Origin of the sequence: Pseudonocardia pini (assembly GCF_013870575.1) — a bacterium.
Taxonomy (GTDB): Bacteria; Actinomycetota; Actinomycetes; order Mycobacteriales; family Pseudonocardiaceae; genus Pseudonocardia; species Pseudonocardia pini.
On sequence record NZ_JACBXB010000408.1, the window covers coordinates 1 to 4,896 of the forward strand.

General features: G+C 73.4%; 3 protein-coding genes. 2 read left to right on the plus strand and 1 reads right to left on the minus strand.

Going from position 1 to position 4,896, the window contains the following annotated elements; translation table 11 throughout:
- Positions 1-57: 57 nt before the first annotated feature.
- The gene (locus H5J29_RS20825; protein WP_181782727.1) at positions 58-1,293 is read right to left on the minus strand and encodes an NAD(P)/FAD-dependent oxidoreductase; all 1,236 of its coding nucleotides are present in this window, start codon (positions 1,291-1,293) and stop codon (positions 58-60) included.
- Between the two features lie 226 nt (positions 1,294-1,519).
- On the opposite strand from H5J29_RS20825, the gene ppc reads away from it, so the two are divergent.
- Both ppc and H5J29_RS20835 read left to right on the plus strand, forming a co-directional pair.
- On the plus strand, positions 1,520-4,288 hold the full coding sequence (ppc, locus tag H5J29_RS20830; RefSeq protein WP_312858327.1) for a phosphoenolpyruvate carboxylase: 2,769 nt from the start codon (positions 1,520-1,522) through the stop codon (positions 4,286-4,288).
- A gap of 122 nt (positions 4,289-4,410) precedes the next feature.
- Positions 4,411-4,896, plus strand: a 486-nt coding sequence (locus tag H5J29_RS20835) for a DICT sensory domain-containing protein (RefSeq protein ID WP_312858328.1), incomplete at its 3' end; no start/stop codon positions are given.

A 4,896-nucleotide genomic window follows, 5' to 3' on the forward strand; every position in this document is an offset into this window, starting at 1 on the left:
GGCCGGGTCGTCCCCGTGAAGCGCCGCCCCGGCCGCCCCCGCAGGCACCCGGCCTGATCAGGCGAGTGCCCGGATCCGCGCCACGGTGCGGGCCTCGAAGGCCTCCGCCGGCATCCGCTCCGGACCGACCATCACCGCCATCCGCGGCCCGCCCAGCACCGGGTCGGAACGCGCCGCGCCGTAGGCCGCCCGCCGGGCCGCCCCCTCCGGGGTGAACGTGCAGGACATGTCGGTCACCACCGCCGCCGAGATCCGCAGCCGACGCATCCGCTCGCGGCGCTCCGCGACGTAGGGTTCGAGACCCTCGCCCGCCAGGACCAGCTCCGCGACCGTGCGGGCGTCGCGCAGCGCGATCGCGAGACCCTGGCCGATCACCGGGTCGTTCCAGCCCGCCGCGTCCCCGACGAGCACGACGCCGGGGGCGACCGGGTCCTGCACGGTCCAGGAGTCGGTCATCGGGTAGAAGGCGCAGGGGCCCGCGGGGGTGGCCGCACCGAACCTCCCGCTGTCCGGGATGCAGTCCAGCTGGTAGGCGCGCAGGAAGGCCTCCGCCCGGTCCGGTCCGGCGAACCGCCCCCGCTGCCGGACGTCGTGGAGCAGGTAGAGGCGCGCGCGGCCGTTCGCCCGCGGGAACATCAGGTAGTACAGGTCGCCCTCCGTGCCCAGCGCCGCCCGGTCCGCGGGCCAGTCCGCCAGACCGTCGACCAGCATGCCGCCGCCCATCGTGCGCGGCGTGCCGACCTCCAGGTCGATGCCTGCCGCCCGTCGGACCCCCGACTGCCGCCCGTCCGCCCCGACGACCAGCCTGCTGACCACCGAGTGGGCGGCCCCGGCGGCGTCGACGTACCGGACCGCGGGCGGCTCCCCCGGAGTGACGTCGACCGGTCTGATCCCCCGGACCACCCGCGCGCCCGCGGCCGCGGCGGCACCGATCAGCGCCTCGCACGCCTGCGGATGACCGACGTCGAGCGCGCCGGGGACGCCCGGGAGCAGCTCGTCGAGGGGCACCGCCGCCGCCTCGCCGAGCGCACCGGGGGAGTTCTCGTCGTAGAACGCCATCCGGGTCGCGTAGCCGCCGCCCGCACCGAGGAGCACGTCCTCCAGTCCCAGGCGGAGGGCCTCCTCGACCCCCCAGCAGCTCAGGAACTCGCCCCGCACCTTGTCCCGGTACGCGGTCTCCTTCTCCAGCAGCAGCACGTCCCGGCCCTCGCGTGCCAGGACCGTCGCCAGCGCCGAGCCCGCGATGCCCCCACCGACCACGACGACGTCTGCGGTCCCGGTCGTCTCCACCATGAGCCGTCCCCTTCCCCGAGCGGTCCGTCATGGGCAAGGAGCAGTCCGATCACGCCCGTGATGCACCGATCTGCGGCTTTCCGGTCGGAGGCGTGGTGTTTCGCCCCCGTAACGGGCGACCCCCAGCGATGGCCCTGCCCGATCGGACGGGAGACGATGGCGGGCAGCCCTCCCGTTCCCGCCGACGCGAGCGGACCTGTAGATCCGACGGACGGAGCCCACCACGGTGACCGCGAGCGCCCCCCGCACCGAACTGCTGGCCCCGGACTCCCTGGCGGCCCACTCCGGCGTCGTCTCCGAGTCCGAGCACAGCGCCCTGCGTGCGGACATCCGGCGGCTGTCCACCATGCTCGGACAGTCGCTGGCCAACCAGGCCGGGCAGGAGCTGTTGGAGCTGGTCGAGGAGGTCCGCAAGCTCGCCCGCCAGGCCGTCGCGGGCCAGGACCCCGACGCCGTCACGCGGCGCCTCTCGGGGCTGGACACCGGGACCGCGGTGACCCTGGCCAGGGCGTTCTCCCAGTACTTCCAGCTGGCCAACGTGGCCGAACAGCTGCACCGCTCCCGCGAGCTGCGGGAGCTGCGACCCGCCGACCGGCGCCCGCTGCACACCGTGATGGAGCGACTGGCCGGGGACGCCGACCGCGCGGCCGTGCAGGAGGTGCTCGCCCGCGCCCAGCTGCGGCCGGTCTTCACCGCGCACCCCACCGAGGCCTCCCGGCAGTCCGTGCTCGCCATCCTCCGCCGGGTGGCCGACGGGCTGGACCACCGCGCGTCGGATGCCGAGCTGGGGGCCCTGGTCGACCTGCTCTGGCAGACCGACGAGATCCGTCCCGGCCGCCCGACCGTGCTCGACGAGGCGCGCAACGTCGCCTGGTTCATGGAGCGGCTCGGCACCACGACCGTCCCCGATCTGGTCGGCGAGTTCGAGGCCGAGGCCGAGGCGCACGGCTTCGAGGTGCCGGAGGACTCCCGCCCGCTCACCCTCGGGGTCTGGGTCGGCGGCGACCGGGACGGCAACCCGAACGTCACGCCGGACGTCACGCGCGAGGTCCTGGAGCTGTACTCGGACCGCGCGCTGAAGATCCACGGCGCGCTGGTCGACCAGCTCATCCAGGAGCTGTCGATCTCGACCAAGGTGATGGGCGTGTCCGAGGAGCTCCGCGGCGCCCTCGCCCGGGACCGGCGGGTGCTCCCCGCGGTGCACGACCGCTTCATCCGGCTGAACCAGTTCGAGCCGTACCGGCTCAAGCTCTCCTACATCCAGGCCAAGCTGGACAACACGCGGGCCCGGATCGCGGCGAAGGGGCACCACGTCGCGGGTGAGGACTACCTGGGCGTCGCGGAGTACCTCGCGGACCTGGGCATCCTCGACCGGTCCCTGCGCGGGCACCTCGGCGCGCGGATCGCGGGCGGCACGCTCGCCCGCGCGATCCGGGCGGCCCGGGCGCTGGGCCTGCACCTCGCGGAGCTGGACATCCGCGAGCACAGCCAGAAACACCACGACGCCCTCGGCGCGATCTACGACGAGCTGGGCGAGCTGGACAAGCCGTACGCCTCGCTGACCCGCTCCGAGCGGCGCGAGCTCCTGTCGAAGGAGCTCCAGGGACACCGCCCGCTGGTCCGGCGGCACTACGGCGTGCCGGAGGCCGCTCGCACGGTGATCGCGACCTTCGACATGCTGCACGAGGTCCAGCACGACTTCGGCCCCGAGGTCGCGCGCACCTACATCGTGTCGATGGCCCAGGACGTCGACGACCTGCTGGCCGTCGCGGTGCTGGCCCGCGAGTCGTACATGGTCGAGCTCAAGTCCAACCCGCGCTCGTCGGTGGACCTGGTGCCGCTGTTCGAGACGGTCGAGGAGCTCTCTCAGGCGGGCCCGCTGCTCGAGGGGCTGCTGTCCGACCCGGGCTACCGCCAGCAGGTCCGCAACCGCGGTGACCTGCAGGAGATCATGCTGGGGTACTCGGACTCCAACAAGGGCGCCGGGATCACCAGCTCACAGTGGGAGATCCACCGCGCGCAGCGCCAGCTCAGGGACACCGCGGCGAAGTTCGGCGTGCGGCTGCGGCTCTTCCACGGCCGCGGCGGGTCGGTCGGGCGCGGCGGCGGGCCCGCGGGCGAGGCGATCGCGTCGGCCCCGTTCGGCTCCGTCGACGCCACGATGAAGCTCACCGAGCAGGGCGAGGTCATCTCCGACAAGTACTCGCTGCCCACGCTCGCACACGACAACCTGGAGATCCTGCTCGCCTCGATGCTCGACGCCAGCGTGCTCCACACCGAGTCCCGTTGGCCGGACGACACCCTCGCCCGCTGGGACGAGGCCATGACCTGCGTGTCCGAGGCGGGCAAGCAGGCGTACCGGTCGCTGGTCGGCGACTCCCGGCTCCCCGAGTTCTTCGCCGCGGCCACCCCGGTGGACGAGCTGGGCAGGCTCAACGTGGGGTCGCGGCCGTCGAAGCGGCCCGGCGCGAACCCGTCGCTCGACGACCTGCGCGCCATCCCGTGGGTCTTCGGCTGGACGCAGACCCGGATGGTCGTGCCCGGCTGGTACGGCCTGGGCAGCGGCCTGCGGGCGGCGCGGGAGGCCGGGTACGGCGAGGTGCTCGATGAGATGCGGGACTGGGCGTTCTTCTCCAACCTGCTCGGCAACGTGGAGATGACGCTCGCGAAGACCGACCTGCGGATCGCCTCCTACTACGTGTCGACGCTCGTCGAGCCCGGCCAGCAGGAGCTGTTCGAGCAGATCCGGGCCGAGCACCGGCACACCCTGCGCGAGGTGCTGTCACTGACCGGCAACTCCGTGTTGCTGGAGGGCCACCCGGTCCTGCGCAACACGTTGTCGGTCCGCAACGGCTATCTCGAGCCGCTGCACCACCTGCAGATCGAGCTCCTGGCCCAGCGCCGGGCCGCGGCGGGTGGAGACGACGCGGACCTGGAACGCGCCCTGCTCCTGACCATCAACGGCATCGCGGCGGGGATGAAGAACACCGGCTGACCCCGCAGTCGGCGCCGATCCGCGCCGAGATGAACCAGGGTGTCGTCTGGAGCATGATCGAACAGCACCCTGGTTCATCTCGGCGCGGAGGGGGTGGAGGCGAACCGCTACCCTCCGTCGATGTGACGCCTACCGATGGTGACTCAGGGCTCTACGGCAAGCGGCTGCTCGTCGACGTCTCGCACGCCATGGAGCGGTTCGCGCTGGCCGGGCCGCCCGGGCAGCCGCTGGTCGTGGTCGCGATGTTCCAGAAGTGGTCGTACTTCGAGCGCGAGGTGGAGGTCTACCGCGCGATCGCGGCGTCGGGCGCGGTCACGATCGTCGGGCTCGCCGAGGACCTCCCGCCGCGGCTGCCGCCGGGGATCCGTCACGCCCTGGTCGGGGCGGAGGACCCGCTCGCCCGCGAGTGGAGCGTCACCGTGCTGGGCCCCCACGGTGGGGCGACGCTCGTGGCCACCGACCTCGAACGCGTGGCCGCCGGCGCGGTGTCCCTGGAGGCGGGCCGCCAGTTCCACGGCCGCTGGTCCTACCGCCGGGAGGACGCCTACCGCGAGATCGTGCGGCTGCGCTCCGCCCTGCCCCTCACCGCCGACACCCGCGCGGCGCTC